Here is a 26,752-nt window from a genome sequence, read left to right as displayed (position 1 = left end):
GAATGCTTATGAAAACCTTGAAAAACTGGACGTTGGCGGCGCAGCATGCCGACCACGTTGAGCTGCTGGTCGATGAACGCCACCGTTTCTGCCTGTACGTGCTGGAAAACGATCTGTTCCGCGTGTTGATCAAACGTGAGGGCGAGCTGGCGCTGGATCGCACCTGGAGCATCGCGCCGCAGGAGGATGTGCCCTGGGAGGGGCGCGATCGGCTCAGCGTCGCCGGCTTCAGCCTGCCGGGCTATCAGCTGCGCCAGGAGGGCGATCGGCTGGTGGTCAGCACGCCGCGTCTGCGCGTAACGGTGCATCAGCCGCTGTGGCTGGAATGGGCGTACTGCAACGCCGCCGGCGAGTGGCGGCCGCTGGCGGCGGACCGGCCGACCAGCGCCTACCTGCTCAATGCGCACGGCGACGGCGTGGCGCACTACCAGCGCCGTTTCGCCGATGAGCGCTATTACGGCCTGGGGGAAAAAGCCGGCGATCTGGAACGCACCGGCCGCCGCTTCGAGATGCGCAATCTGGACGCGATGGGCTACAACGCCGCCAGCACCGACCCGCTGTACAAACACATTCCGTTTACCATCACCCGCGGGCCGGAGGCGAGCTTCGGCCTGTTCTACGACAACCTGAGCAGCTGCTGGCTGGATCTGGGCAACGAGATCGACAACTACCACGCGGCCTATCGCCGCTATCAGGCCGAAGCGGGCGATCTGGATTACTACCTGTTCCTCGGGCCGAAGGTAGTGGACGTCACCAAGGCCTTCGTGCGCCTGACCGGCCGCACCCACTTCGGGCCGAAGTGGAGCCTGGGCTACAGCGGCTCGACCATGCACTACACCGACGCGCCGGATGCCCAGCAGCAGCTGCAGCAGTTCATCGCGCTGTGCCGTCAACACGCCATTCCCTGCGACTCCTTCCAGCTGTCGTCGGGCTACACCTCGATCAACAACAAGCGCTACGTGTTCAACTGGAATTACGACAAGGTGCCGCAGCCCAAGCAATTGAGCCAGGCGTTTCACGACGCCGGTCTCAGGCTGGCGGCTAACATCAAGCCGTGCCTGCTGCAGGATCACCCGCAGTATCAGGCGGTGGCGGCGCAGGGGCTGTTTATCCGCGATTCGCAAAGCGACGCGCCCGAGCGCTCCAGCTTCTGGGACGACGAGGGATCGCACCTCGACTTCACCAACCCGGCGGCGGTGCGCTGGTGGCAGCAGGGTGTCACGCAGCAGCTGCTGGAGATGGGCATCGACTCGACCTGGAACGACAACAACGAATACGAAGTGTGGGACGGCGAAGCGCGCTGCCACGGCTTCGGGCGGCCGATTGCCATCAAGCACATCCGCCCGGTGATGCCGCTGCTGATGATGCGCGCCTCGATGGAGGCCCAGCAGCGCTTCGCGCCGCAGAAGCGGCCGTACCTGATCTCACGCTCCGGCTGCGCCGGCATGCAGCGCTACGTGCAGACCTGGAGCGGCGACAACCGCACCAGCTGGCAGACGCTGCGCTACAACATCCGCATGGGGCTGGGCATGAGCCTGTCCGGACTGTATAACCTCGGCCACGATGTCGGCGGCTTCTCCGGCGACAAGCCGGATGCGGAGCTGCTGGTGCGCTGGGTGCAAAACGGCGTGATGCATCCGCGTTTCACCATTCATTCCTGGAACGACGACGCCACGGTCAACGAGCCCTGGATGTACCCGGCCGCCACCCCGGCGGTGCGCGAGGCGATCAACTTGCGTTACCGGCTGCTGCCGTATTTCTACACCCTGTTCTGGCAGGCCTGCGCGGACGACGAGCCGATGCTGCGCCCGACCTTTCTCGATCATGAACAGGATGCGCGCACCTTCGACGAGAACGACGATTTTCTGATCGGCCGCGATCTGCTGGTGGCCAGCGTAGTGGAACCGGGGCAGCGCCGGCGTTCGGTGTATCTGCCGGACAACGGCGAAGGCTGGTACTGCTTCTACAGCGGCCAGTGGTTCGGCGGCGGCCAGACGGTGACGCTGGCGGCGCCGCTGGAGCGTCTGCCGCTGCTGGTGCGCGCCGGGGCGGCGCTGCCGCTGTCGCAGCGGTTGGCGCATGTGGACGTGGCCGCCGACGATCGGCGCGAGCTGCGGCTGTTTCCGCTCAAGGGCTGCGGCGTAAGCAGCGGGCTGCTGTTTGAGGACGACGGTGAAAGCGAAGGCTGGCGGCAGGGCGATGCGCTGTGGCTGCGCTGGGAAATGCGCTGCGACAATCAGCGCATCATGCTGGATATCACGACGGAAGGGCGTTTCCGCCCGGCCTGGCGCACGTTGGCGCTCAGCCTGCCGGAAGGCGAGACGCGCGCGCTGTGGGTAAACGGCGAACCGGGCGAGCGTTTTACGCTGGAGTAGGGGTTACTCGGCCGCGCGTTTCTTGCGCGGCTTCTTGGCGACGGTGATGGTTTTCACCTCGCTTTCCACCCAGCCGTCCTGCAGGCGGGTTTTCAGCAGTTCGCCGACCTGCGCCTGTTTGGTGGTTTTCAGCAGCTCGCCGCGCGGGGTTTGCGTCACGCTGTAGCCGCGCGCCAGCGTCGCCAGCGGGCTGACGGTTTCCAGTTGGCTGCAGGCCACGCCGAAGCGCTGGCGGTAGGCGTTGAGCTGCCGCTCCATCGCCTGCTGCAGGCGGTATTCCTGCTGCTGTACGCGCTGTTGGTAGCGGTGAATGCGGCCCTGCGGCTGCACCTGCGCCAGCCGCTGCTGGGCGCGTTCGCTGCGGCGGGCGGCCAGGCGCAGCTGTTGCTGCATGCCGTCTTCCATCCGGCGCTGCAGCTTGAACAGCAGCGTCTGCTGGCGTGCCAGGCGCAGATGCGGATGCTGCTGCTGTAAACGGTGGTGAATGCGGGTGAACTGCTGCTGGCGCTGCGCCAGGTAGTAATCCATCGCCATCTCCAGCCGCTGCTGCTGCGACTGCAGCTGGCGCAACAGCTCAAGCTGATTGCGGCTGACCAGTTCGGCGGCGGCGGAAGGGGTTGGCGCGCGCAGATCGGCGACGAAGTCGGCGATGGTGACGTCGGTTTCATGGCCGACGGCGCTGACGATCGGAATGCGGCTGGCGAAGATCGCCCGCGCCACGCGTTCGTCGTTGAAGCTCCACAAATCCTCCAGCGAACCGCCGCCGCGGCCGACGATCAGCACGTCGCATTCGTCGCGGCGGTTGGCGGTCTCGATGGCGCGCACGATCTGCATCGGCGCTTCCGCGCCCTGCACCGAGGTGGGATAGATGACGATCGGCAGTGACGGATCGCGCCGCTGCAATACCTGCAGAATATCGTGCAGTGCCGCGCCGCTGGCGGAGGTGATCACCCCGACGCGTTTGGCCGGGGCGGGCAGCGGCTGCTTGAATTGCTGATCGAACAGCCCTTCGGCGCTCAGGCGCTGTTTCAGCTGCTCGAACTGTTGCTGCAGCAGGCCGTCGCCGGCGGGCTGCATGCTCTCGGCGATCAGCTGGTAGTCGCCGCGCGGTTCATACAGCGTGATGCTGGCGCGCACCAGGACCTGCTGGCCGTTTTGCGGCCGGAAGGTGACGCGGCGGTTGCTGTTGCGGAACATCGCGCAGCGCACCTGGGCGCGGTCGTCTTTCAGCGTAAAATACCAGTGGCCGGAGGCGGGCTGGGAGAGGTTGGAGATCTCGGCGGAGAGCCAAATCTGCCCCATTTCCATTTCCAGCAGTTGGCGAACCGTCTGATTGAGGCGGCTTACGGTAAAAATGGAAGGCGAAACAGGTAGCGACATGTGACCCAGATCAAATTTCAAAACAATCACTTAATTGGTCGATACTACATGGCTGAAAAAGGTAATCAAGACTTTTTGCAAGAAAGTGCTGGAGGCAACCGATTCCGCTCTGTATAATGCCGCGGCAATATTTTATCTTTTTCACAGCCCACCCTGGTGAGATATTGCCCATGCTACGTATCGCTAAAGAAGCTCTGACGTTTGACGACGTCCTCCTGGTTCCAGCCCACTCCACGGTTCTGCCTAACACCGCAGAGCTCGGCACTCAACTGACCAAAACCATCCGCCTGAACATCCCTATGCTGTCCGCAGCCATGGATACCGTTACCGAATCCGGCCTGGCCATCGCGCTGGCGCAGGAAGGCGGCCTGGGCTTCATCCACAAAAACATGTCTATCGAGCGCCAGGCTGAAGAAGTCAGCCGCGTGAAGAAGCATGAAAGCGGCGTAGTTACCGACCCGCAGACCGTTACCCCGTCCACCACGCTGCAGGAAGTGAAAGAGCTGACCGCGCGCAACGGCTTCGCCGGTTACCCGGTCGTCACCGAAGACAACGAACTGGTCGGCATCATCACCGGCCGCGACGTGCGCTTCGTGACCGATCTGACCCAGCCGGTCACCGCGGTCATGACGCCGAAAGATCGCCTGGTCACCGTGAAAGAAGGTGAAGCACGCGACGTGGTGCTGCAGAAGATGCACGAAAAGCGCGTAGAAAAAGCGCTGGTGGTGGACGACAGCTTCCACCTGCTGGGCATGATCACCGTTAAAGACTTCCAGAAAGCGGAACGTAAGCCGAACGCCTGTAAAGACGAGCACGGCCGTCTGCGCGTGGGCGCGGCGGTCGGCGCCGGCGCCGGCAACGAAGAGCGCGTTGACGCGCTGGTGGCGGCAGGCGTTGACGTCCTGCTGATCGACTCCTCGCACGGCCACTCCGAAGGCGTGCTGCAGCGCATCCGCGAAACCCGTGCCAAATACCCGGATCTGCAGATCGTCGGCGGCAACGTCGCGACCGCAGCGGGCGCCAAAGCGCTGGCTGAAGCCGGCGTGAGCGCGGTGAAAGTGGGTATCGGCCCTGGCTCTATCTGCACCACCCGCATCGTGACCGGCGTGGGCGTACCGCAGATCACCGCCATCGCCGACGCGGTGGAAGCGCTGGAAGGCACCGGCATCCCGGTTATCGCCGACGGCGGCATCCGCTTCTCCGGCGACATCGCCAAAGCGATCGCCGCGGGCGCATCCTGCGTGATGGTCGGCTCCATGCTGGCGGGCACCGAAGAATCCCCGGGCGAAATCGAGCTGTATCAGGGCCGTTCGTTCAAATCTTACCGCGGCATGGGCTCGCTGGGCGCGATGTCCAAAGGTTCTTCCGACCGTTACTTCCAGACCGATAACGCCGCCGACAAACTGGTGCCGGAAGGTATCGAAGGCCGCGTGGCCTATAAAGGCATGCTGAAAGCCATCGTGCACCAGCAGATGGGCGGCCTGCGCTCCTGCATGGGCCTGACCGGCTGCGCCACCATCGACGATCTGCGCACCAAGGCGGAGTTCGTGCGCATCAGCGGCGCCGGCATTCAGGAAAGCCACGTGCACGACGTGACCATCACCAAAGAGTCGCCGAACTACCGCATGGGCTGATGCCTTAACCTCTCCTGAGTGAGAGGCCGGGGTGGGGCGTTAAGCCCCATCCCGAAACACACATTTTCGCTCTTTTTCTCTTGTTGCTGGAATTCGCCTCACATGACACAAAATATCCATAAGCATCGCATCCTGATACTGGACTTCGGTTCGCAATACACCCAACTGGTCGCCCGCCGCGTGCGCGAAATCGGCGTTTACTGCGAACTGTGGGCCTGGGACGTTAGCGAAGAGCAGATCCGCGAATTCAACCCAAGCGGCATTATCCTGTCCGGCGGCCCGGAAAGCACCACCGAAGCCGGCAGCCCGCGCGCCCCGGACTATGTGTTCAACGCCGGCGTGCCGGTGCTGGGCGTGTGCTACGGCATGCAGACCATGGCGATGCAACTGGGTGGCCATGTGCAGGGTTCCAACGAACGCGAGTTCGGCTACGCCCAGGTGGAAATCGTCAAAGAGAGCGCGCTGCTGCGCGACATCGAAGACGCCATCAGCCCGGCCGGCAAACCGCTGCTGGACGTGTGGATGAGCCACGGCGACAAAGTGACCGCAATCCCGTCCGACTTCGTAACCATCGCCAGCACCGACACCTGCCCGTTCGCCATTATGGCCAACGAAGAAAAACGCTTCTACGGCGTGCAGTTCCACCCGGAAGTGACCCACACCCGTCAGGGCCAGCGCATGCTGGAGCGTTTCGTACTGGACATCTGCCAGTGTGAAGCCCTGTGGACCCCGGCCACCATCATCGAAGATGCGGTCGAGCGCATCCGCGAGCAGGTGGGGGAAGACCACGTGATCCTCGGCCTGTCCGGCGGCGTCGACTCCTCCGTGACTGCGATGCTGCTGCACCGCGCCATCGGCAAACGCCTGACCTGCGTGTTCGTCGACAACGGCCTGCTGCGCCTGAACGAAGCCAAGCAGGTGATGGAAATGTTCGGCGACCACTTCGGCCTGAACATCGTGCACGTCGAGGCGGAAAATCGCTTCCTGACCGCGCTGGCGGGCGTGGACGAGCCGGAAGCCAAGCGTAAAATCATCGGCCGCGTGTTCGTTGAAGTGTTCGACGAAGAAGCCTGCAAGCAAGAGCAGGTGAAATGGCTGGCACAGGGCACCATCTACCCGGACGTGATCGAATCCGCCGCTTCCGCCACCGGCAAAGCGCACGTGATCAAGTCGCACCACAACGTGGGCGGCCTGCCGAAAGAGATGAAGCTGGGCCTGGTCGAGCCGCTGAAAGAGCTGTTCAAAGACGAAGTGCGCAAGATCGGCCTGGAGCTGGGCCTGCCGTACGACATGCTGTTCCGTCACCCGTTCCCGGGCCCGGGTCTGGGCGTGCGCGTGCTGGGCGAAGTGAAGAAAGAGTACTGCGATCTGCTGCGCCGCGCCGACGCCATCTTCATCGAAGAGCTGCACAAGGCCGACCTGTACAACAAAGTCAGCCAGGCGTTCACCGTGTTCCTGCCGGTGCGTTCGGTCGGCGTGATGGGCGACGGCCGCAAATACGACTGGGTGGTCTCCCTGCGTGCGGTAGAAACCATCGACTTCATGACCGCGCACTGGGCGCACCTGCCGTATGACTTCCTCGGCCGCGTGTCCAACCGCATCATCAACGAAGTGAACGGCATCTCCCGCGTGGTGTACGACATCAGCGGCAAGCCGCCGGCGACGATCGAGTGGGAGTGATTGGACACTTCCCGCAGCCTGTTCGTAACTAGGCCGTAGTGACTGAAACCCTCTGTTTTTACAGAGGGTTTTTCTTTATATGGCCATATCTTTTCTGCCTGTTGTCAGCCATGAGGTAAGTTATGGGTAAAGCCGAACATTGTTTGTGGTCTAAATATGGCCTATATTCAAACCTTGGTATGATTGATAGCGCTTGGGGGCACAGATGAAAGTAGAGACCATCAGCTACGTTAAAAAAAACGCGGCCACGCTCGATCTCTCTGAACCTATCCTGGTCACGCAAAATGGGGTTCCCGCCTACGTTATAGAATCCTATGAGCAGCAACAGGAGCGGGAGAACGCCATTGCTCTGCTGAAATTGCTGACGCTGTCAGAGAAGGATGAAGCGGAAGGGCGCGTGTTCTCGAAGGAACAGCTGCTGGATGGGCTTTAAGCATTACAGTGCTCAACATTAAGGGATTGCGATGGAACAGCAGGTGACCTTTGAGTACACGCTTACGGTAAAGCACTGCATCGACACAATAGTGAACCATCTCCGTCGCGTTGATGTCGAACCGCGCCCGGTGATTGCGGATATACTCACTCAGTTTGAGAGCATCGTTGGCCAATTCCCGCAGGGATGCCAGATTTGCCCCGAGCTGCTCAAAATTGGCTGTGCAAAGTACCGGGAGTTTAATCACGCTGAAGGTTACCGGGTTTTGTATTCCGTAGACGGAAGGTTGGTAACAGCACATGCGATTTTGTCACATCGGCAGGATATCCAGCAGTTGTTGTTTAAGCGTCTCATCATGCCCTGATAGCCCGAGGGCTGCCTAACCCTCGTTTACCTGCAAGTGAAAGACTTTGGGGATCGCATCACCCGTCCTGCTCATCATACTTGCGCTGGCACTCCTGAATCGCCTCAATATTTCCTAACGTCCAGTCGAACAGTACCGAGAACGGCCCCTGCAGGGATTTGCCGAGCGGCGTCAGCGAATACTCGACGCCAAGCACCCGCCCGTCCAACACTTTGCGATGCACCATGCCGTTGCGTTCCAGCTTGCGTAGTGTCTGGGTCAGCACGCGTTGCGTGACGCCATCCAAACGGCGCTTGATGGCGTTGAAACGCTGCGGCTCGCGCAGCACTTCCAGCACCATCATGGACCATTTATCGGCAATCTGATCGAGCACGATGCGGCTTGGGCAGTCGGCGCGGTAAACAAGGTCGGTCGTATCCATCGGTATCCTCCTGCATCCCTGGGATGCTTAAGATGCGTAATTGACGCCTGGTATGCAAAGTATACCATTCGAAACAGGGCACGAATAACCCGCACTTGTACCCCAGGTAAAAGGACATTGAGATGACAGATACAGATTTCAGCAAACTCAGGCTGTCTCATGCGCACGGCGTGATGACGATCGCTATCGATAACCCACCGGTAAACGTGCTTGATGTGGCGCTGATGTCGGAAATCAGCCGTTTATTGCTCGCGGTGCGTGACGATCCGGATACGCGGGTGTTGGTGTTCCAGAGCGCGAACCCAGCGTTCTTTATTGCTCATGTCGATATGACCTTGATCGATGAGCCGCACGCTTTCGATGAACTGGCTAGCAACGCGCCGGAGGGGCTTAATCCGTTCCAGGCGTTTGGCGAACTGCTGCGCAGCCAGCCGCAGGTCACTCTCGTTAAGCTGGCTGGGCTGGCGCGCGGCGGCGGCGCCGAGTTTGTGGCGGCGGCCGATATGGCTTTCGCGGCACGGGAAACGGCGGGACTGGCCCAGTGCGAGGCCTTGATGGGCATTACGCCCGGCGGTGGCGCGACGCAGTATCTGATGAGCCGAATGACGCGCGGCCGCGCTCTGGAAGTGATCCTGGGCGCCGACCTTATCGATGCCGCTACCGCAGAACGTTATGGCTGGATTAACCGCGCCTTGCCTGCTGCCGAGCTGGATGATTTCGTCGATCGGTTAGCGCGCAATATCGCGGCATTGCCTGCGGGGGTGATTGCGGCGGCCAAGCAGGCGATGCCTGCACCGGATCTGCAGGCCGGTTTTTATCGCGAGCACGACGCCTGGGCGGGATTGTTCGCACGCCCGGCCGCGGAGCGGTTGATTCGCGGCGGGCTGAAGGCCGGTGCGCAAACCCCGGAGGGGGAGCGCAACCTTGAAGGCCTGCTGCGGCATCTTGCCCGCTAAGGCACCGCCTCGCGCTAGCCGGCCCCCCACTGCGTCAGCAGCGCATGCAGCCTGGCCGGCTCCAGCGGTTTACGCAGCACCAGATAGCCTTCCTGCTCGGCCTCTTGCAATATCTGCGAGTTGAACTCGCCGCTGACCATCGCGCCGCTCACGTCCGGCAGGCGTTCGAACAGCGCTTTCAGGATGTCGAAACCGCTCTCGCCGGAGCGCAGGCGCTGGTCGCACAGCACGGCGAACGGCGTAAAACCGTCCTCGACAATGGCGAAGGCTTCCTCGGCGGAGGCCGCGCAGCGCACGGTGATGCCCCAGGTGCTCATCAGGCTCTCCCAGGCGGAGGTCACCAAGGGATCGTCGTCCACCACCAGGCAGGCGCCGCGCAGCGGCGCATAGCGGATGGGCGTGGCGGTGTTGTCGTAGGCAGCCGCGGTTTCCGGCGCTTTATCTTCGCCGATGTATTGCGTGAAGCGCATCCAGAAGCGCGAACCTTTGCCTTCGACGGAGTGCATGCCGTACTTCACCTTCATCAGCTTGGCGCAGCGCGCCACCACCGCCAGCCCCAGCCCGTGGCCGGCGCTGTCGATTTTCCACGCCAGTTCGGGGCGGTAGTAAGGGGAGAAGATTTTGCTTTTCTCTTCGTCGGCGATGCCCACGCCGGTGTCCCACACTTCCACCAGGCACTCGGCGCCGCGCGGGCGGATGGCGATCAGCACGCCGCCCTGTTGCGTGTAGCGCAGGGCGTTTTGGATCAGGTTAATCAACGATTGCCGCACCAGCAGCGGATCGCCCATCACGCTGATGCGCCGTTTGGGCCGCCAGGTGCGCAGCGCCAGGGCGCGGCTGTTGGCCTCTTCGCGGAACAGGGTGATCACCGAGTCGAGCAGGGCGCCGATATCCACATGGGTGGCGGCGGTGCGTACGTTGCCGGATTCGATCTTGCTGAGATCGAGCAATGAATTGAACATCAAATGCACCGAACGCACGCTCTGCTGCAGATCCAGCAGCTGCGGCGTCAGGCTGTCGTCGCGGTTTTTGTGGATGATGGCTTCGATCAGAAAGCCCATGGCGTGCACCGGCTGGCGCAGATCGTGGCTGGCGGTGGTCAGGAACTGGTTCTTGTCCAGCAGCGCCTGTTCCGCCTCCTCTTTAGCCTGGCGGAACTGCTCCGCCAGGCGCGAGCTTTGTTCTTCGAGCAACGCCTGCTGGATAAAGAACGCATGCGAGGTTAACGCGTGGCGGTAAATGGCGAAGCCGTACAGCAAGTTCAGCATCAGCACGATGAACATCACGTCTTCCAGCCGGCAGATGATGCCGAGGTTCAGCAGCCCCCAGGAGGCGAAGAAAAAGCGGGTAAAGGTGCTGATAACCGGCGTCAGATGCGTTGCGTTGGCGGCGACGATCGCGGCGATGCTGATATTGAGCAGCAGAAAAAAGTCAAAGTTATGGGTCTGCGGCGTAATTAAATAGAGTGATGAGATCCCCAGCCCGTGAATAAAGGCCACCTTATTAATGCGCGGCAGCCAGCGGCGCAGCACGGCGTCTTCATCATTTTCCTTGGCCTCATGCAGGTAGCGACGGTGCCATATTCGGATCGCCACGGCGCATAGCAGGTAAACGATGATCCAGGTAATGGTGGGGCCGAGTTCATCACCCAGCAAATAAATCCAGATGGCGAACGGGATGCCGACGAAAGGCACGGCGGTGAAACTGAATACCAGCCGCATGAAGGTGTTGTCCAGCAGGCGGATCTGCGCGCGTGGGGAGATACCATCATTTTGTAAATTCTGGAAAAACCTCATGACGACGGATCCCGTTTGCCGTGCAACAGCGTGATGGCTTCTACCCGGCTGTTGACGCCGATCTTTTTCAATATATTGCTGATATGTTCTTTGACGGTAGGTTCGGAAATAGAGAGCTGCGTCGCGATTCTTTTATTTGGCAGGCCGCGCAACATCATGGTTAATACGTCGATTTGTCTCGGCGTTAAATTGAATTTATTTAAATGTTCGTGGCTGCTTTTAATAGCAAGTTCATTTCCCTTCGGGAACCACTCCTGATTATTATTTAGCGCAAAGACTGCCCTGGCGAATAATTCAGGTGGCTCGTTTTTTAATACGAATCCGTGCCCGCCGGCATTGTGCACTTTCTGCCAGATATCGTTATTCTCGTCGCCGCTGATCACTAAAATCCGTACCTGCGGATAACGTTGTTTTACTTCTTTGAGTAATTTCAACGCTGTACCGGAAGAGAGCCAAAAATCAATTACCAGTAAACGCGGCGGGCCATTTTCCCTAATATGACGGTAGCAATTCTCTTCATTGGTCACCACATGCGCCTGTTTGAATCGGCAATGCGTGCTGAGAAAATTAGCGATGCCGCTTGCTACCAATGGATGGTCATCAACGACCAACGCATAATCCTGCCCCAAAGGATTCTCCTTTCGCCTTCACAGTTCAGATAAGTCTGATGAATTATTATCAACCCTCCCTACTTTAGGAGGGTTTTTTCGTTTAGGAAAGGGAAATATATTATTCGAGGATTTGGATAAGAGAAAACATAAAGCCAATCGATAATTTTAACTGATTGGTTATAAAGGATAATTTATGAATAAACCACTTATCGCTTTAACCATGACGATGATGATAGCCGGTTGTTCCACCCTGAAAACCGATCAGGCCATTCCACTGCTGCAGGCGGAAACCGCCAAAATGCTGGGCCTGGGCTCATCGGACGAAATTACCGTGACCAACGTCAATGGCGCGCAGCCGGATGCGCTGGGCGGCCAAAAACTTTCATATCGCGCCACCACGGAAAAGGGCCGTATTTTCGATTGCTCGTCGCTGATGATGCCGGGAATTTTAGGTTCGTCGCCGTCGCTGAGCGCGCCGACCTGTACGCCGGTGGTCACGCATAAATAATTCGCTTTGGGGGCGGTATTTCCGCTTCCTGGTTTTCCATCGTCGAAGCGTCAGCGCCGGGGGGCAATAAGCTTTTGCTTCGACGATCACTAAACCGGCGTGCGCGAAATAACGCCTCACACTTCCTCTAGCGCAGTGAGTTTACCCATAACAATAAATTTCGCGCCATCACGCCAACGAGTACGGAGATAGCCCGTGAATGACAAGACATCGCACCCTTTAGCGGTTAAAACACCGCTTTCCAAACTTTACCTCGCTCTATTTTCCGCGCCGCTGTTGATGCTGGCGCCCGCCGATATCGCTCGCGCAGACGATGCTATTTTTGACGGCGACTCAAAAATTACCGAATCATTGGCCTACACCGGGGACGTTTACGTCGGCCGCAATCAAAGCGGCAACCTGCTGATCGAGAATGGCAAGATCAGCGCCTATAACATCAATATCGGCCGGATGTTCAACGGCCAAATTCATGACAGCCTGGTCACGGTTCGCGGGCCGAACGCTGAGCTGAACGCGGTGAACGATCAGTTCGTGCTGCGCGGCGGCCTGAATCTGGGGCGGGGCACCCTGCGGGTTGAAGACGGCGCGCTGGCCAGCGCGAAAGAGATCGTGGTCGGCACCACGCGTGGCTACGACAGCCACCTGATCGCCACCGGCGCCGGTTCCCGCGTCACCAGCAATTTTCTCAGCGTCGGCACCGACTTAGGGGCGCGATCCACGCTGGCGATTGAAGACGGCGCGGTGTTGAATACCGCCTTTGACGCGCGCATCGGTAATGGCAGCGGGCCGGGCGAGACCGATACGCTGAGCCCGAAGGCCACGGTCACGGGGGCCAATTCCCAGTGGAACGTCGGCCGCGCGCTCACGCTCAACGGCGATCTGGACGTGCTGAACGGCGCTGCGGTCAACGTCGGTAATATTCAGGTGGCGGGCGTCTCGGGCGCGCGTAAAACCGCCGAGCTGACGATCGCCGGGAACGGCTCACGGTTTACCAGCGGCAGCAGCGTCAACGTCGGCGATTACGGCAATGGCGTGTTGGCGGTCATGGACGGCGGGACATTCTCCGCCGGCGGCAACGAAGTGGTGCTGGGCAAGACCGGTTCCGGCTCGAACCGCGGCGCGCTGATTATCGGTAGCCGCGGCAATATGGATACCGGCACCGGGTTGACCGAACCGACGCTCGGCGCGGCGGGCGCCGCTGGCGCTATCGATGCCCAGACGGCGATCGCCCTGCGGGGTGGATTGTTCCGCAGCTATGTGTACTTTAACCATACCGACGGCAATTACGTTTTCAGCAACAAGATGAGCGGCGAAGGCGAGGTGATCAACACCGCCGGGCACACGACGCTAAACGGCGATCTCACTGGGCTGCAGGCCAACGTCACCGCGCGCGGCGGTAAGCTCATCATCGCCAGCGACATCAATACCCAGAAAGAAGACGATATCTTCGAGATCCAAACCCTCAGCGCCGAAAACGGCGGCACGCTGATCCTCAACGCGACGGCGGGTTCCGACGTCAATAACGGGCAGGGCTACAGCAGCGCCGCGTCGATCAAGGCCGGCGGCACGCTGGGTGGCAACGGCACGCTGGGCCAGACCGAGATCCAGTCCGGCGGCCATATCTCGCCCGGCGACGGCAATATCGGCACGCTGACGCTGAAACGCTACCTGAATTTTATCGGCGAATCCTTCTATGACGTCGATATCGCCGGTGACGGCCGCAGCGACCAGTTGCTGGTGGCGGGCAAAACCACCATTAGCGATCGGGCCAAGGTGCAGGTCACGGCGCTGGATCCGCAAACCAGCTATAAAACCGGCCAAAGCTACCGCATTCTGACCTCGGACGGCGGCATTGACGGCCAATTCGCGGCGGCGGTCTCCAAGTCTGCCTTCCTCGATGTGGCGTTGAACCACAGCCCCAACGCCGTGGATCTGACCATCGCGCAGAAAGACACGGGCGGTGAAAACCCTGGCGGCGAGAATCCGGGTGGAGAAAACCCAGGCGGTGAGAATCCAGGGGGCGAGAATCCGGGCGGTGAAAACCCAGGTGGTGAAAATCCGGGGGGCGAGAATCCGGGCGGGGAAAACCCAGGCGGTGAAAATCCGGGGGGCGAGAATCCAGGCAGCGGCAAGCCGGGCATTTTCCAAACGGTGGCCGAGAGCGGCAACCAGTGGAATACCGCCGGTGCGCTCTCGACGTTGGTGCAGAACGGCCCTTCGCTGGCGCTGTACAACTCGCTGCTGCTGCTGAGCGCGCCGGAAGCGCGCGAGGCGTTCAATCAGCTGTCCGGCGAAGTCTATCCGTCGATGCAGTCTAACCTGATCGCCGGCAGCACCCAGCTGTTCAACGTGCTGAACCAGCGCATGCTGCGCCTGTTCGACAACGACAGCCTGCCGATACCGCCGTTGGCGATGTCGCTGGTGCAACCGGCGCAGGCGCAAAACAGCGGCGTCTGGGGGCAGACCTTCAGTTCCTGGGGCAAAAACAGCGGCAACGGCAACGTGGGCAAGCTGGATGGCAACACCACCGGCTTCCTGTTGGGGGCGGATCGCAAGCTGGCGGACCATAACGTGCGCATCGGCGGCTACTTCGGTTACAGCCGCGGCGACTACGACGTCGACAGCCGCCGTTCCAAGGCTGATACCGACAACTACCACCTCGGCCTGTATGCGGCGGGGCAGCAGGATGCGTTCTCGCTGCGCGGCGCGCTGGGTTACACCTGGCACAAGATCGAAGGCAAGCGCAACGTCGATTTCAGCGGCTTCTCGGATCGGCTGAAGTCGGACTACGATGCCAACTCATTGCTGGCGTTCACCGAAGCGGGTTACCGTTTCGGCCAGCCGGAGATGAACGTCGAACCGTTCATTAACTTGAGCTACATCCGCCTGCATACCGACAGCTTCCAGGAGTCGGGTGGCGCGGCGGCGCTGAGCGTGCGCAATGAAACGATGAACACCTTCTACTCCACGCTCGGGGTGCGCGGCGTGACCGAGCTGCCGAAGAACGTCAGCCTCTATGGCTCGCTCGGTTGGCAGCACGCCTACGGCGATAAGAACACTTCATCGCGCATGGCGTTTGCCGGCAGTGACGCGTTCGTCACTCAGGGCCAGGCTGTGGATGACAACGTGATGGTGGGTGATATCGGCGTGAGCGTGAAACTTTCGCGCGCCGCGACGCTGGATGTCGGCTATCAGGGGCAATTCGGCGCCGATACCCGCGTGAATTCGGTCAACGCCAACCTGCGCTGGTCGTTCTGATTTTTCCTCTAGACTTCTCTGGTACTTGCAGGCCCGCTTGATGCGGGCCTTTTTTATGGTGAGGGCTCAGTGGCGGCCTGTGGCTGACTTTTATGATGAAAAAGCCCGCGCAACGGCGGGCTTGGCGCGGGTAAAAGGGGGTTAACGCCCTTTTTTCTTGCGCCCTGGCTGGGTAAAGCGCTTACGGCCGGCCGGCGCAGCGGCTTTGTCGGCGCTTTTGGGGCCGCCGGCGCTCGGTTTTTTCGCCGCGGCGGATTTGGCCGGGGCCTTCTTCGCCGGCTTGGCCTCGGACGAGGAGCCTTCAATCAGTTTGAACAGCTCGATCAGCTCGTCATCGGTCAGATCGCGCCATTCGCCCAGCGGCAAACCTTTCAGGCTGACGTTCATGATGCGCGTGCGTTCCAGCTTGGTGACCTCGTAGCCGAAGTGTTCGCACATGCGGCGGATCTGGCGATTCAGCCCCTGCACCAGCGTGATGCGGAACACGAACGGCGCCTCTTTTTTCACCTTGCACTTTTTGGTCACCGTGCCCAGCATCGGCACGCCGGCGCCCATGCCGCGAATAAACTCGTCGGTCACCGGCTTGTTGACCGTCACCAGATACTCTTTCTCGTGATTGTTGCCGGCGCGCAGGATCTTGTTGACCAGGTCACCGTGGTTGGTCAGAAAGATCAGCCCCTGCGAATCCTTGTCCAAACGGCCGATCGGGAAGATGCGTTTGCTGTGGTTGACGAAGTCGGCGATGTTGTCGCGCTCGCCGTCTTCAGTGGTGGTGACGATGCCGACCGGCTTATTCAGCGCGATCAGCACCAGATCTTCTTCATTGCGCGGTTCGATCAGCTGACCGTTAACCTTCACGACATCGCCGGCAAATACCTGAGCGCCGACGGTGGCGCGTTTACCGTTGATGAAAACGTTGCCCTGTTCGATGTATCGATCGGCGTCGCGGCGTGAGCAGATACCGCTCTCGCTAATGTATTTGTTCAGACGAATGGATGAGTTAGTCAGCATGGGATCTCCGTAAAACGCGGACTATACATTACCCGGATGACGCTGCGAAGCGAATCATGCAGGGGGGGCTGGATAAGGGTATCCTGACCGCAGCTACTACAAAGGTATTTGCAATATGTTTTTTTCGTTTAATTAATTATAGAAAATCGATGAGGATTTTTCTGCAAATTATTCAAGTTATAAATGGATTGTGCCAAATCAAACCATTTAAGCGTTCATGTATAGATTAATTTTAGAAAAGCATTAGGATATTGATAAATTCAAGGAGGGATAAATGAACGCATTAGCCGAGGAAGGGGCGTTACGACGTATGACCATGGGAGAAATTAAATTGGCTCACCATATATATGGAAGCTCAATTATATATGGTCGTGTATGGATACACTGTGATAGCTATTTCCCGTTTGGCTTACAAAACAGAAGTTATGCCATGGCACCTAATGGTGAGTTATGGTTACGGAGGGAGCTCTATAAAGACGATTTTTCTGATAATAGGGTTCTGATAGAAGATAAACATCTTTTCATCCATGAATTGGGGCATGTATGGCAACATCAGCATGGACAATGGGTAAGAATGCGTGGGTTGTTTAGTTGGGCGGCTGAGTACAACTATCGTCTTGATAGAAATAAAATTACTGATTACTCGCTGGAGCAACAAGCTTCGATTTTTGCTGATTACTGGCTGCTGTTGGTTTATGGTATTGAAACGTGGCGTTATTATCAACGTCCTGGACGAGTGGGTAGGTACAGGGGAACCGATAGTTTGCGTGACATTCATGCACTTTATCAAAAAATTATTAGGGGATGAGAGGGAGCATGAAAAAATATGTGGTTCTATTCACGGCCTGCTTCCTGGTCGGCTGTCCGGGGCCTGGCGATAAGCTGACTCCGCGCTTCCCCGCCGTCGTCACTGCCAAAGATAACCATGTCTGCATTCTTTCTTCTATGAAGGCGGGGGATAATATTCGCTTCGTTCAGATTTATAGCGAATCAGGCGATAAGCTCATTAAAGCTATTGATAATGACGTTTTCTTCGTTGAGCCGGGGAGGTGCATGCCGGTATTCGATTATGCTTTTCGGCCAGGGAAGCGTTATTCCGTCGCCTACGATATACAGACACCCGAAGGTTCGCATTTGATTACCGCCGCATTCATGGTTGTCTCCGACGAACGGGGCAACCTGAGGGTTAACCATTAACGCATGTTCTTAGGTTTAGTTTGTTGGACTGCGTTAGGTTGTAGAATGAAAGGCTATGAAAAAACGTGCCCTGTTGCTCGCTAACGTATTGGCTGTCGTTGGGCTGGCTGTGCTGACAATAAAGCTTTTTCCTGTACCCAGGCTAAACCAGAATCAAACCGCTTGGCTGATTGACGCCAGCGAGTTTTTCCATTTTAACGATACGGAATGGTTTGGTGCGCTCGTTTTGGGCGCGGTTTATCTGCTGGCCGGGTGTCTGGAATGGCTCTTTATCCGCCAGGTTTTTCAGCGGGTGAGCTGCGGGCAGCGCCACTAACTCTCATCACCGTTCCCCCACCTTCACCACCCGGGTATTCAGCGGGGTGAGCGTCTGCCCGGCGCTGCCGGTCGGCGTCAGGCGCGGGACGGGGCGGCCGCTGTCGCTTTCCACCAGCGTTGAGTGCGCTTCTCCCTCGGCGAACAGATGATCTTCCCCCCACTGGCGCAGGCCGACGATCACCGGAAACAGCGCGCGGCCTTTCTCGGTCAGCACATATTCCTGATACGCGCTGCCATCTGCGGCGGGCACGATCTCCAGCACGCCGTGCGTCACCAGGGCGCGTAGGCGGGTGGCAAGGATATTCTTCGCCATCCCCAGCCCTTTTTGAAATTCGCTGAAGCGGGTGACGCCGTCGAAGGCGTCGCGCACGATCAGCAGCGACCACCAGTCGCCAATCACATCCAGCGTGCGCGCCACCGGGCACGGCGCGTCTTCCAGACTTTTACGTTTCACGACGGTTATCTCCAGCTGCATATTCTGGTTGCATTATAAAACCTCCACGCCTAAAGTTCATTGGGTTTAATAATGAAACCAGATTGAGGTGTGCAATGAGCGACAAACTGCTGGATCCCCCCTGTGCGATGCTGGGGCGCCTGCCGGCCCCCCTGGTGCTGCTGTTGGCCGCCGCCAGCGCCTTCAGCGTGGCCAACGTTTACTATGCGCAGCCGCTACTGGACGCCATCGCCCATGATTTTTCCATCAGCCTGGCGGCGGTCGGCATGGTGATCAGCGTGACTCAGTTGGGCTGCGCGCTGGCGCTGCTGTTGGTGGTGCCGCTGGGGGATCGGTTGAACCGGCATCGGTTGCTGGCGGGGCAACAGCTGGGGCTGATCGGCGCGCTGCTATTGGTGGGCTGGGCGCACAGCGCGCCCTGGCTGCTGGTAGGGATGTTGCTGGTAGGCTTATTGGGCACCGCCATGACGCAGGGGCTGATCGCTTACGCCGCAGCCCTGGCGGCGCCGCAGGAGCGCGGGCGGGTGGTTGGTGCGGCGCAGGGCGGAGTGGTGCTGGGATTGCTGCTGGCGCGCACCCTGTCCGGCGCGCTGGCGGACGTCGGCGGCTGGCGCACGGTGTATTTCTTCTCTGCCGGGGTGACGCTGGTATTGCTGCCGATCTTGTCGCGCCTGCTGCCTGCGCCGCGCACCGCTCCCAGTACGCTGAGCTATCCCGCGCTGCTGCGTTCGATGCTGAGCCTGTTGCTGCATGACCGCACGCTGCAAATTCGCGGCATGTTGGCGCTGCTGATGTTCGGCGCTTTCAGCCTCTTTTGGAGTTCGCTGGTGTTGCCGCTGAGCCAGGCACCGTTCAACTTCAGCCATGCCGCGGTGGGGGCGTTCGGCCTGGTCGGCGCGGTGGGCGCACTGGCGGCGGTGCGCGCCGGGCATCTGGCGGATCGCGGGCTGGGGCAGGCGGCCAGCGGCGTGTGTCTGCTGCTGTTGACGCTGGCCTGGCTGCCGCTCGGTTTGCTCGGCAGCGGCCTGGTTTGGCTGGTGGCGGGCATCGTATTGCTGGATCTGGCGGGCCAGGCGATCCACGTGCTGAACCAGAGCATGATCTTCAGCGCGCACCCGCAGTCGCACAGCAGGCTGGTGGGCTGCTACATGCTGTTTTACGCCGTCGGCAGCGGGCTGGGCGCCTTTGCCGGCACCCATATGTACGCCTGGGCGGGCTGGAGCGGCGTCTGCTGGCTGGGGGCGGGCGTCAGCCTGAGCGCGCTGCTGTTTTGGCGGCTGACGCTGCGCGGGATGCCGCCCTCAACGACGGCGGTGGAGCAGTGAAAGCTGGAAGCCCAGCGCACCGCACAACTGCTGAGGCGCGGTGAAGCCGCTTTCCGCCAAGAGGAGACGGCTGCGCGCCGCCGCCATCGGGTGCCAGTTGCGGCGGGTGCGTTCGATCACCTCCTGCGCCTGCGCCGCCGAGTGCCCGGCGCTTTGCAGCCAGTGTTGGTAGTGGCTGACGGGCAGACCCTCCGGCTGATAGTCGAACAGCAGCAGCGGTGCTGCGGGGGAGAGGCGCTGCGCCAACTGCTGCAGGAAATCCAGTTTGGCGCCATCGTCGGCGATAAAGTGCAGCACCAATGAGCACACCGCCGCGTCGTGGCGGGTTTGCGGCGCTTGTTGCAGCAAGGTGGGCTGGAAGCTCACCCGTTGTGCGTAACCCGCGGCTTCGGCCTTGGCGCGCGCAGCCGCCAGCATGCCGGCGGAGGGTTCCACGGCGCTGAAACGCCAGCTGGCGTTGGCGGCGGCCAGCGCCTCCAGTTCACTGCCGGTGCCGCAGCCGGCCAGCAACAGCGTGGCGTCATTCGGCAGCGTCTGTGCGAGCGTCGCCGTCAGCAGCGCCTGGGCAAACTGATAGCCGGGCACCAGGGTCAGAATACGGCGATCGTAGTCCGCCGCTGCGGCATCGGGGAAGCGTGTATCCGTTTGGTGTTGCATAACCTTCCTTGCCAAGTTCATTGAGAGAGACAAGGAAGGTTATGCTTAAATGATAATGAAATCCATTATCATTAATGAGTTCTGTGACGGGAAAGGCGGCGTTAGCGGACCGGCGAATGCATCAGGTAATAATCTTCTTCGCCGTCGTTGCCGGTAGAGATGATGCGCCAGCCGTGTTTGCGGTAGAACGCCAGCGCCTTTTCATTCTTCACCAGGCATTTCAGCGAGCCGGTGGCGGTGAAGGTAGCTTCCGCCGCCTGCAGCAGCGCACTGCCGACGCCGCGCGGCGGCTGATGGGGATCGACATACAGGTTATGAATGAAGTTGTCTTCGCGGTAGACGGAGACGAATCCCAGCAGCGTGCCGCCGTCTTCCGCCACCCAAATCGCTTCGCCCAGCGTCGCGCCGTCGAAATCTTCCAACTGATAGTTTGAGGTATCGCGCCAGCCGAACGCCGCCTTGCGCGACGCCAGGTACAGCGTGCGCAGGAAGGGGCGATCGGTCTCTTGGTAGGGTCTTATCTGCATGGCATCTCCCGGTGGTTTGTGCTCACTATAGCGCATTGCGCGGCGTATGCCTGCCGAGCCAATTTATTCGCTTGTTTGTCCGCGCCGCCGCTGGCATGATCCCCTGCAGGGATTAACGCAACGTTGATCACAACCTATTGATTTTCATGACTCGGGGTGCCCTTCTACGTGAAGGCTGAGAAATACCCGTATTACCTGATCTGGATAATGCCAGCGTAGGGAAGTCACGGCCGCCCAGCCGGCGCCGCCTTCTTGAACGCCGGTTGGGAGGAATATGATCGCTCGACCTGATGCACTACCCGGCGCGCCCCCCGCGGCCTGTCTGACCCAATTCCAACAGCGGCCTCCGCTGATCCACTGCCTGACCAACGAAGTGGTGCAATCGCTGACTGCCAACGTGCTATTGGCGCTCGGCGCCTCCCCGGCGATGGTGGTGGAGCCGCAAGAGGCGGCGCAGTTCAGCGCGCTGGCCGACGGCCTGCTGATCAACGTCGGTACCCTCAATGCGCTGCGCGCCGAATCGATGCGGGCGGCGGTGGCCGCCGCCAATCGGGCCGGCAAGCCCTGGACGCTGGATCCGGTGGCGGTCGGCGCGCTCTCCTACCGCACCGCCTTTGCTAAACAGCTGCTGGACGAGAAACCGGCGGCGATACGCGGCAACGCCTCGGAAATCATGGCGCTCAGCGGGTTGCTGGCCAGCGGCCGCGGGGTTGACAGCGGCGACGATTCGCTGGCGGCCTTGCCCGCCGCGCGTGAGCTGGCGCAGCGCAGCGGCGCGGTGGTGGCGGTCACCGGCGCGGTGGATTACGTCACCGACGGCCAACGCGATTGGGCGATCGAAGGCGGTTCCCCGCTGATGACGCGGGTGGTGGGCACCGGCTGCGCGCTGTCGGCGGTCGTGGCGGCGTTTTGCGCTCTGCCGGGCGATCGCCTGGACAACGTGGCGACCGCCTGCCGGGTGATGTCCCACTGCGGCGGCCTCGCGGCCAGGCAGGCCGGCGGGCCGGGCAGCTTTACGCCGGCGTTCCTCGATGCCCTGTATCAACTGCGCGGGGAGGATCTGTGATGAAACGCATTAACGCGCTGACCATCGCCGGCACCGATCCCAGCGGCGGCGCCGGCATTCAGGCCGATTTGAAGGCTTTCTCGGCGCTTGGCGCCTACGGCACCTCGGTGATCACCGCGCTGGTGGCGCAGAATACCCGCGGCGTGCAGTCGGTGTATTACATCGATCCGGCGTTCGTCGCCGCGCAGTTGGACTCGGTGTTCAGCGACGTGCGTATCGACAGCGTCAAGATCGGCATGCTGGCCAACGCCGACATTGTGCAGGCGGTGGCCGAACGGCTGCGCCATTACCGGCCGGAGTTCGTGGTGCTGGACACCGTGATGCTGGCGAAAAGCGGCGATCCGTTGCTGGCACCGGAGGCGGTGGCGTCTATTCGGCGCGAGCTGTTGCCGCTGGTGTCGATCATTACGCCGAACCTGCCGGAAGCGGCGGCGCTGCTGGCGTGCGCGCCGGCGGAAGATGAAGCGCAGATGCGCGAGCAGGGGCGGGCGCTGTTGGCGATGGGCTGCCGGGCAGTACTGATGAAGGGCGGCCATCTGAGCGAAAGTGAGAGCCCGGACTGGCTGTTTACCGCAGAAGGCGAGCAGCGCTTTACCGCGCCGCGCGTCGCCACCCGCCACACCCACGGCACCGGTTGCACGCTCTCGGCCGCGCTGGCGGCGCTGCGCCCGCGCCATGCCGACTGGGCGGCGACGGTGGCCGCCGCCAAGGACTACCTGCAACAAGCGCTGCAACAGGCGGACACGCTGGAGGTGGGGCACGGCATCGGGCCGGTGCATCATTTCCACGCCTGGTGGTGAGTCAACTTTTTGCCGCAACCGTGGTCTGACTAGTTCAGGCCCGGTTTTATGGGCGAAACCTGATTTAACCTAGGGAGAAGGACTATGACGGGACACCAGGCGCTGCGTTGCGCCCTCTTCGGCGCACTGCTCAGCTTCAGCGCGGGCAGCTTTGCCCAGCAGATCGTCACCACGTCGGATTTGATTCAGCAGCCGGGGTATCAGGCCAGCTGGCAAAACATGGTGAAAGGCCAGGCGCGGATGCCGGGCTGGGCGCGCAAGGGCGTCGGCACCTCTACGCCGGCGCAGAATCTGAGCTGGAAGGGCAAAGAGTATCTGGTCGGCAACCTGTGCAAGCCGCACGACTGCGGCAACAACTTTTTGATCGTGGCGTTCAGCGCGGACAAATCCCAGGCCTGGGGCGTGCGGGTGGCAGTGGAAGATCGGCCGGAAGCCGTCGATCATCCGAAGAAGTATGCCAAGTACCAGTGGCTCGGCAAGCCGAATGACGATATGAAGGCGCTGCTGAAGCAGCAGTTCGAGAACAATCCTGATTGGAAATGATCTGACTGGGGGCGCCGGTGATGGCGCCCCCGGCGTTGATCAGCCGATGCCGGCCTGATGCAGATCGTGCAGGTTGAGCGCCCCCACCAGCACGCCGTCCATATCGACCACCGGGGCCGCGCTGATGTGCTGTTCGTGCAGCGCTTCCAGCGCCTCGCCGGCGCGCCACTGCTCCGGCAGCCGATAGCCGGGGCGGGTGATCGCCGGGCTGAGCGGATCCTGCAGGCTGTTGCCCTTCACCAGCCAGCGGCGCAGGTCGCCGTCGGTAAACACGCCCACCACCCGCTGCTGCGCGTCGCAGACCGCCACTAACCCGAGCCCGGTGCGGCTCAGCTCCAGCATCGCTTCCATCACGTTGGCGCTTTCGCTCACGCGCGGCAGGCGATCGCCGGTGCGCATCAGGTGATGCACGCGGTTCAACAGGCGAGCCCCCAGGCTGCCGCCCGGGTGCGAGCGGGCGAAATCTTCCGCGTTGAAACCGCGCTGGCGCATCAGCGCCATCGCCAGGGCATCGCCCATCATCAGCGTGTTGACCGCGCTGGAGGTCGGCGCCAGCCCCATCGGGCAGGCTTCGCGCTCGACGCCGATATCCAGCACGCAGGCGGCGGCCAGCGCCAGCGGCGACTCTTTGCCGCCGGTGATGGCGATCACCGGAATGCCGTTCTCCGCCAGCAGTGGCAGGATCAGATCCAGCTCTTTGGCGCGGCCGGAATAGGAGATGAACACCACCACGTCATCGGCGCCGATCATGCCGAGATCGCCGTGCAGCGCCTCCGCCGGATGCACGAAGAACGACGGCGTGCCGGTGCTGGCCAGCGACGCGGCGATCTTCTTGCCGATATGGCCGGACTTGCCGATGCCGGAAATCACCGCTTTGCCGCGGCAGTTCAGCAGCAGCTCGCAGGCGCAGACGAAGTTGTCATCCAGGCGCGCCAGCAGGCGCTGCGCTTCGGTCAGCTCGATCTCCAGCGTTTCGCGGGCAAAGGCGAGCAGGGCGTTGGCGTTACTCATCGGGGTCTCCTACCAGAAGGATATTGATGCCTTTCGCCTGCAGGGCGGCGAGATAATCGGGGTTGATGTCTCGGTCGGTGATCAGCGTGTCGACGGCGCTGAGCTCGCACACCACGTTCGGGCTCTTGCGGCCGAATTTCGAGGAGTCTACCAACAGAATAATGCGGCCGGCGGCTTCGCACATCGCCTTGCTGACGTTGTGCACTTCGTTGAAGGTGGTGACGCCGGCGTTGAGATCGACGCCGTCCGCGCCGATAAACAGCTTGTCGAAGCTGAATTGCTGAAACGCCGATTCCGCCAGGCTGCCGTGGAACGAGGCCGATTTTTTGCGGTAGGTGCCGCCGGGCATCAGGATGGTCTGATCGTTGTCCAGCTCCACCAGCGCGTTGACGATCGTCAGGCTGTTGGTCATCACCGTGATGTTGTTGAACTGTGCCAGGTGCGGCACCATCTGCAGCACCGTGCTGCCGGCGTCGAAGATCAGCGAGTCGCCGTCGGCGATCAGCGCCACGGCGGCGCTGGCGATCTGGCGTTTTTTCTCGGTGTTGATATGGGTTTTGCGGTCGATCGGCTGATCGCCGTCGTCGCGGCTGAGCACCACGCCGCCGTAGGTGCGGATCACCTCGCCTTCTTCTTCCAGCAGGGTGAGATCCTTGCGGATGGTGGTGCCGGTGGTGGAGAAATGCTCGGCCAGGGCGTCCACTGCCGTTTTGCCATGCCGCTGCAGATATTCAAGGATAGCGGCCTGCCGCTGCTTTGGTTTCATCGCGATTCCCGTTCACAAGAGTTGGGCATTTCCCCTCGCTGAATAATTCACTATGAAAGGTAATGTCTTTTAATGTGAAAATATCACGATTTGGGTTTAATCGCTAACGATAGTGCAGACTGGCATGCGCGATCCTCGGGGAAGATCACATCCGGGCGCAAATCCCACTGATGCAAACCGTGCAATCGAGGCAGCGGGCGGGGCCGGGCGAAAACGGTCAGGCCGCGCAGCAACAGGCTGCCGCACACCCGCCGATCGGCGTCGAAGGCCAGCGCCAGCACCACTCGCGGGCGGAAGCGGCCGCCGGAACGGCCGACGCCGACGGTGCCCAGCTGGCACAGGCCGTCGAAGGCGCGGTTGAAGAGTTGCAGTTGCCACCAGCCGAAGGCGATTTGCAGCAGCCAGGCCAGCAGCGCGAAGGCGATCAGAGCTTGAGTCATGGTGTTCTCCTTAGGCCCCCTTCCGCGGAAGGGGGCGTCGATGGCGTCAGAACATCACCTGGCCGCCGGTGATGTTGATCGATTGGCCGGTGCAGTAAGAGGCCTTGTCGCTGGCGTAGAACAGCAGGGTGTTCAGCACGTCCTGGTAGTCGCAGCCGCGCTTCAGCGGCACTTTGTCGATGTAGTACTGTTCCACCTGGTCCGGCGCGATGCCCAGTTTTTGCGCGTACTGCGGCAGCAGCGACTGGAACATCGGCGACTTCAGCAGGTTGCCGAGCATCAGCGAATGCACGGTAATGCCGTACTCCGCCAGATCGAGCGCCAGCGACTGCGTCAGCCCCACGCCGCCGAACTTGGCGGCGCTGTAGCCGGAGTTGTGCTTGCTGCCGACCTTGCCGGACTTGGAGTTGATCTGAATGATGCGCCCGGCGATGCCGTCGCGGATCATCAGGCGCGAGAACTCGCGGGCGCAGAGGAAATAACCCACCAGGTTCACCTGCAGCGAGCGATCGAAGTCGCCCAGCGGGAAATCGGTGATCGGCGCCGCCTTGGCGATGCCGGCGCTGTACACCAGCAGGTTGGCCTGGCCGAATGCCCGGTCAACCGCCGCCGCCAGCGCGATCACGCTCTGCTCGTCGGTGGCGTCGGCCTGAAAACCGCAGGCGCTGCCTGCGCCAAACGCTTCGTTGATCTGCTGTGCCACCTGATTGGCATTGTCGGCGTTCAGATCGGCCACCGCCACCCGATAGCCGGCTTGCGCCAGCCCGCGGGACAAAAAGGCGCCTAACGTTTGGCCGCCGCCAATCACTACAGCTACTTCAGACATGGTCTACTCCTTATGCGATAAATGACAGCGTGCTGCCCAACGGGATATCGGTCGGCGTCGGGCCGGATACGTGGATCGAGCCGGGGAATTCGGCTTCGGCTTCACCGTCGAAGCGCACGGTGATGTGGCCCAGCTCGCGCAGGTTCTGTGTGGCAACGCTGCCGACGGCGGTGATGGCGTAGCGCTGCTGCGCCAGCTCCATCACGCCGCCGACCTGCAGCTCACCGGCGGTCGCACCGTGGCGGTGGATGAAGCAGAACTCTTCGATATCCGCCGGCGCGCCTTCACGGAAGGTGATCAGCATGTTGTCCAGCAGCGCGTCGCGGGCGCAGCCACCGATCTGCGTGATGGTGGTGTGAAAAATAGTGTGCATAAACGTCTCCCTGGAAATCAGC

At 61.0% G+C, this 26,752-nt stretch carries 28 protein-coding genes and 1 riboswitch; of the genes, 15 read left to right on the top strand and 13 right to left on the bottom strand.

The window, feature by feature from the left end:
• Window positions 1-8: 8 nt before the first annotated feature.
• Entirely contained in the window at window positions 9-2,375 is a 2,367-nt protein-coding gene (locus tag ACJ8QI_RS21940; protein WP_442533089.1) for a TIM-barrel domain-containing protein, read from the top strand.
• 3 nt (window positions 2,376-2,378) lie between these two features.
• Here ACJ8QI_RS21940 and xseA read toward each other — a convergent pair whose 3' ends face one another.
• Window positions 2,379-3,755 (bottom strand): exodeoxyribonuclease VII large subunit, encoded by a 1,377-nt coding sequence (xseA, locus tag ACJ8QI_RS21935; RefSeq protein ID WP_055312720.1) that lies wholly within the window; start codon window positions 3,753-3,755, stop codon window positions 2,379-2,381.
• A 170-nt stretch (window positions 3,756-3,925) separates the two neighbouring features.
• On the opposite strand from xseA, the gene guaB reads away from it, so the two are divergent.
• From guaB to ACJ8QI_RS21915, 4 genes are all read left to right on the top strand, one after another.
• Window positions 3,926-5,389 carry an IMP dehydrogenase gene (gene guaB, locus ACJ8QI_RS21930; protein ID WP_033635581.1) on the top strand — a complete coding sequence of 488 codons (1,464 nt, stop codon included), beginning with the start codon at window positions 3,926-3,928 and terminating at the stop codon, window positions 5,387-5,389.
• A gap of 102 nt (window positions 5,390-5,491) precedes the next feature.
• Window positions 5,492-7,069 (top strand): glutamine-hydrolyzing GMP synthase, encoded by a 1,578-nt coding sequence (gene guaA / locus ACJ8QI_RS21925; protein WP_019452367.1) that lies wholly within the window; start codon window positions 5,492-5,494, stop codon window positions 7,067-7,069.
• A 205-nt stretch (window positions 7,070-7,274) separates the two neighbouring features.
• Entirely contained in the window at window positions 7,275-7,502 is a 228-nt protein-coding gene (locus ACJ8QI_RS21920; RefSeq protein WP_141959940.1) for a type II toxin-antitoxin system Phd/YefM family antitoxin, read from the top strand.
• A 31-nt stretch (window positions 7,503-7,533) separates the two neighbouring features.
• The gene (locus ACJ8QI_RS21915) at window positions 7,534-7,866 is read left to right on the top strand and encodes a type II toxin-antitoxin system RelE/ParE family toxin (protein WP_141959938.1); all 333 of its coding nucleotides are present in this window, start codon (window positions 7,534-7,536) and stop codon (window positions 7,864-7,866) included.
• Between the two features lie 58 nt (window positions 7,867-7,924).
• Here ACJ8QI_RS21915 and ACJ8QI_RS21910 read toward each other — a convergent pair whose 3' ends face one another.
• Window positions 7,925-8,287, bottom strand: coding sequence for a winged helix-turn-helix transcriptional regulator (locus ACJ8QI_RS21910; protein WP_442533087.1), 363 nt, complete (start codon window positions 8,285-8,287; stop codon window positions 7,925-7,927).
• Window positions 8,288-8,409: 122 nt separating this feature from the next.
• Here ACJ8QI_RS21910 and ACJ8QI_RS21905 point away from each other — a divergent pair, with 122 nt between their 5' ends.
• On the top strand, window positions 8,410-9,243 hold the full coding sequence (locus ACJ8QI_RS21905) for an enoyl-CoA hydratase-related protein (protein ID WP_197779181.1): 834 nt from the start codon (window positions 8,410-8,412) through the stop codon (window positions 9,241-9,243).
• Between the two features lie 14 nt (window positions 9,244-9,257).
• Here ACJ8QI_RS21905 and ACJ8QI_RS21900 read toward each other — a convergent pair whose 3' ends face one another.
• The gene (locus ACJ8QI_RS21900) at window positions 9,258-11,039 is read right to left on the bottom strand and encodes an ATP-binding protein (RefSeq protein WP_442533086.1); all 1,782 of its coding nucleotides are present in this window, start codon (window positions 11,037-11,039) and stop codon (window positions 9,258-9,260) included.
• On the bottom strand, window positions 11,036-11,668 hold the full coding sequence (locus ACJ8QI_RS21895; RefSeq protein ID WP_442533085.1) for a LuxR C-terminal-related transcriptional regulator: 633 nt from the start codon (window positions 11,666-11,668) through the stop codon (window positions 11,036-11,038). Before ACJ8QI_RS21895 ends, ACJ8QI_RS21900 begins: the two co-directional genes overlap by 4 nt.
• A gap of 175 nt (window positions 11,669-11,843) precedes the next feature.
• Here ACJ8QI_RS21895 and ACJ8QI_RS21890 point away from each other — a divergent pair, with 175 nt between their 5' ends.
• A complete protein-coding gene (locus ACJ8QI_RS21890) occupies window positions 11,844-12,158 on the top strand; it encodes a hypothetical protein (RefSeq protein ID WP_442533084.1) in 315 nt (104 codons plus the stop codon).
• A 195-nt stretch (window positions 12,159-12,353) separates the two neighbouring features.
• A complete protein-coding gene (locus ACJ8QI_RS21885; RefSeq protein WP_442533083.1) occupies window positions 12,354-15,416 on the top strand; it encodes an autotransporter outer membrane beta-barrel domain-containing protein in 3,063 nt (1,020 codons plus the stop codon).
• Between the two features lie 141 nt (window positions 15,417-15,557).
• On the opposite strand, the gene rluF is transcribed toward ACJ8QI_RS21885, so the two are convergent.
• A complete protein-coding gene (gene rluF / locus ACJ8QI_RS21880) occupies window positions 15,558-16,427 on the bottom strand; it encodes a 23S rRNA pseudouridine(2604) synthase RluF (RefSeq protein ID WP_021504493.1) in 870 nt (289 codons plus the stop codon).
• A gap of 274 nt (window positions 16,428-16,701) precedes the next feature.
• On the opposite strand from rluF, the gene ACJ8QI_RS21875 reads away from it, so the two are divergent.
• Genes ACJ8QI_RS21875 through ACJ8QI_RS21865 form a run of 3 tightly spaced genes read left to right on the top strand, consistent with a single transcriptional unit; the run spans window position 16,702 to window position 17,940 of the window.
• Entirely contained in the window at window positions 16,702-17,235 is a 534-nt protein-coding gene (locus tag ACJ8QI_RS21875) for a type IV secretion protein Rhs (RefSeq protein ID WP_442533082.1), read from the top strand.
• An 8-nt stretch (window positions 17,236-17,243) separates the two neighbouring features.
• A complete protein-coding gene (locus ACJ8QI_RS21870; RefSeq protein ID WP_049204878.1) occupies window positions 17,244-17,624 on the top strand; it encodes a putative T6SS immunity periplasmic lipoprotein in 381 nt (126 codons plus the stop codon).
• 55 nt (window positions 17,625-17,679) lie between these two features.
• Complete coding sequence (locus ACJ8QI_RS21865; RefSeq protein ID WP_442533081.1) at window positions 17,680-17,940, top strand: DUF1158 family protein; 261 nt, start codon at window positions 17,680-17,682, stop codon at window positions 17,938-17,940.
• A 6-nt stretch (window positions 17,941-17,946) separates the two neighbouring features.
• On the opposite strand, the gene ACJ8QI_RS21860 is transcribed toward ACJ8QI_RS21865, so the two are convergent.
• Window positions 17,947-18,396: a winged helix-turn-helix transcriptional regulator gene (locus ACJ8QI_RS21860; protein ID WP_072627200.1), complete on the bottom strand. Its 450-nt coding sequence runs from the start codon at window positions 18,394-18,396 to the stop codon at window positions 17,947-17,949.
• Window positions 18,397-18,491: 95 nt separating this feature from the next.
• Here ACJ8QI_RS21860 and ACJ8QI_RS21855 point away from each other — a divergent pair, with 95 nt between their 5' ends.
• Entirely contained in the window at window positions 18,492-19,721 is a 1,230-nt protein-coding gene (locus ACJ8QI_RS21855; RefSeq protein ID WP_442533080.1) for an MFS transporter, read from the top strand.
• On the opposite strand, the gene ACJ8QI_RS21850 is transcribed toward ACJ8QI_RS21855, so the two are convergent.
• Both ACJ8QI_RS21850 and ACJ8QI_RS21845 read right to left on the bottom strand, forming a co-directional pair.
• Window positions 19,698-20,378, bottom strand: a complete 681-nt coding sequence (locus ACJ8QI_RS21850) for a methyltransferase (protein WP_070913875.1) — start codon at window positions 20,376-20,378, stop codon at window positions 19,698-19,700. The two genes, ACJ8QI_RS21855 and ACJ8QI_RS21850, sit on opposite strands and share 24 nt — an antisense overlap.
• Window positions 20,379-20,479: 101 nt before the next feature.
• Window positions 20,480-20,905, bottom strand: coding sequence for a GNAT family N-acetyltransferase (locus ACJ8QI_RS21845; RefSeq protein ID WP_442533078.1), 426 nt, complete (start codon window positions 20,903-20,905; stop codon window positions 20,480-20,482).
• Between the two features lie 142 nt (window positions 20,906-21,047).
• Window positions 21,048-21,144: riboswitch (TPP riboswitch) on the top strand.
• Between the two features lie 35 nt (window positions 21,145-21,179).
• Between ACJ8QI_RS21845 and thiM the strand changes: the two genes are divergently transcribed.
• The 3 genes from thiM (at window position 21,180) to ACJ8QI_RS21830 (ending at window position 23,314) form a co-directional block, all read left to right on the top strand.
• Complete coding sequence (gene thiM / locus ACJ8QI_RS21840) at window positions 21,180-21,971, top strand: hydroxyethylthiazole kinase (protein ID WP_442533077.1); 792 nt, start codon at window positions 21,180-21,182, stop codon at window positions 21,969-21,971.
• Window positions 21,971-22,771, top strand: coding sequence for a bifunctional hydroxymethylpyrimidine kinase/phosphomethylpyrimidine kinase (gene thiD, locus ACJ8QI_RS21835; protein WP_033648851.1), 801 nt, complete (start codon window positions 21,971-21,973; stop codon window positions 22,769-22,771). The genes thiM and thiD overlap by 1 nt, the downstream gene beginning before the upstream one ends.
• An 84-nt stretch (window positions 22,772-22,855) precedes the next feature.
• Window positions 22,856-23,314: an inhibitor of vertebrate lysozyme family protein gene (locus tag ACJ8QI_RS21830; RefSeq protein ID WP_060434395.1), complete on the top strand. Its 459-nt coding sequence runs from the start codon at window positions 22,856-22,858 to the stop codon at window positions 23,312-23,314.
• 39 nt (window positions 23,315-23,353) lie between these two features.
• Here ACJ8QI_RS21830 and gutQ read toward each other — a convergent pair whose 3' ends face one another.
• The 5 genes from gutQ to srlB all read right to left on the bottom strand — a co-directional run bounded on the left by gutQ (window position 23,354) and on the right by srlB (window position 26,730).
• Window positions 23,354-24,325 carry an arabinose-5-phosphate isomerase GutQ gene (gutQ, locus tag ACJ8QI_RS21825; RefSeq protein ID WP_080491409.1) on the bottom strand — a complete coding sequence of 324 codons (972 nt, stop codon included), beginning with the start codon at window positions 24,323-24,325 and terminating at the stop codon, window positions 23,354-23,356.
• Window positions 24,318-25,091: a glucitol operon DNA-binding transcriptional repressor SrlR gene (gene srlR / locus ACJ8QI_RS21820; protein ID WP_015378752.1), complete on the bottom strand. Its 774-nt coding sequence runs from the start codon at window positions 25,089-25,091 to the stop codon at window positions 24,318-24,320. The genes gutQ and srlR overlap by 8 nt, the downstream gene beginning before the upstream one ends.
• Window positions 25,092-25,174: 83 nt before the next feature.
• On the bottom strand, window positions 25,175-25,531 hold the full coding sequence (gene gutM / locus ACJ8QI_RS21815) for a transcriptional regulator GutM (RefSeq protein WP_442533075.1): 357 nt from the start codon (window positions 25,529-25,531) through the stop codon (window positions 25,175-25,177).
• Window positions 25,532-25,577: 46 nt separating this feature from the next.
• Window positions 25,578-26,357 (bottom strand): sorbitol-6-phosphate dehydrogenase, encoded by a 780-nt coding sequence (srlD, locus tag ACJ8QI_RS21810; protein ID WP_197757167.1) that lies wholly within the window; start codon window positions 26,355-26,357, stop codon window positions 25,578-25,580.
• A 10-nt stretch (window positions 26,358-26,367) separates the two neighbouring features.
• On the bottom strand, window positions 26,368-26,730 hold the full coding sequence (gene srlB, locus ACJ8QI_RS21805) for a PTS glucitol/sorbitol transporter subunit IIA (RefSeq protein ID WP_004941520.1): 363 nt from the start codon (window positions 26,728-26,730) through the stop codon (window positions 26,368-26,370).
• Between the last annotated feature and the right edge of the window lie 22 nt (window positions 26,731-26,752).

The sequence above is a fragment of the Serratia sp. CY84636 genome (assembly GCF_052166245.1).
GTDB classification, from domain to species: domain Bacteria; phylum Pseudomonadota; class Gammaproteobacteria; order Enterobacterales; family Enterobacteriaceae; genus Serratia; species Serratia nevei.
Note: the sequence above shows the minus strand (reverse complement) of the source record. Positions and strands in the feature narration are given on the sequence as shown.